Source organism: Nereida sp., from assembly GCF_965655635.1.
Lineage (GTDB): Bacteria > Pseudomonadota > Alphaproteobacteria > Rhodobacterales > Rhodobacteraceae > Nereida.
Map to the genome: position 1 here is coordinate 21,783 of NZ_CBFHHE010000030.1, position 1,110 is coordinate 22,892.

Annotated in this window: 1 protein-coding gene; it reads right to left on the reverse strand. The window is 53.7% G+C overall.

Going from position 1 to position 1,110, the window contains the following annotated elements; all coding sequences use genetic code 11:
- Positions 1-156: 156 nt before the first annotated feature.
- Positions 157-1,110 (reverse strand): ABC transporter substrate-binding protein (locus tag ACTF5M_RS09335; RefSeq protein ID WP_438960745.1); only part of this gene is annotated, 954 nt, incomplete at its 5' end.

Consider the following 1,110-nt stretch of genomic DNA (forward strand, 5'->3'; position numbering starts at 1 on the left):
GCACCATTCCCGGAGCCCGAGCCCGTCAAAGACCCAATCATAAAATGCCATGTTTTCCCGTTCCCTGTTACAGACCTCTTGCTCTCAAAAAGAGCGGATCCTTCAAATAGCAACGCCCGCGCAAATCGGCGGGCGCTGCTTTGTCGACCTTAACGCTTACTGAAGCAGTGCGGAAAGCTTTTCTTTTGCTTCTGCGTTCAGCCAGTTACCCCAGACGTCTTTGTTGTTCGTCAGGAAGTAAACTGCGGCTTCGTCGTAGCTTGCGTTATTGTCCGCTTGCCACGCCAGAACTTCACCCATCTGCGCGTTCGTGAAGCTTACGTTGCTCATCAACTCAACGACCTCTGGCTCACGCTCAGTCAATGTGCCGGAGACAGCAGTTTTCACTTTAGCTGTCGGGTATGCAGAAAGTGTTGGTGTCGCACAGTCCGGTGTACCGTTACACGCGTGCGCTTCTGGATCATGCGCACCTACGTCAACGCGGACCATCGGATATTTACCAAGCACAGATGTTGGTGCCCAATAGTAACCAAACCATGGCTCTTGCTCGGAGTATGCAGCAGCAATTGCAGTAGCAAGCGTTTCACCTGACCCGTGCTGGAAGCGCTCAATGCCGCTACCCTCAAGGTTGACCGCTTTGATGTTGTTGTTGTTGATGATGTCGCACGCCCAACCTGATGGACAGTCGTGGAAACGTGCACCGACCAACTCAGGGTTCGCCATAACGCCTTCAAGGGTCAGCAGCTCTGGGTGGGCATCCGCAAGATACTGCGGGATCCACCAGCCCTCAACGCCACCGTCTGACAGAACATCAGCAACTTCGACCAGCTTACCTGATGATACGAGCTCTTCGTAAACAGGTGTTGAGTTGACCCAAGTTTCGGTGACAATGTCTGGCTCGCCCGTTTCAGCAACAGATGTCAGCGCAGGCACAGTAGAGGACGGCACAACAGTTACGTTACAGCCGTAACCCTGCTCCATCAGGAATTTTGACACAGATGTCACAACTGCCGATGACGCCCAATCCATCTCAGTAATGGATACATCGCCGCAGTCCGCCATCGCTGTGGTCCCCATAAGGCCCATCGAAGTCGCGGCAACAACGCCAAG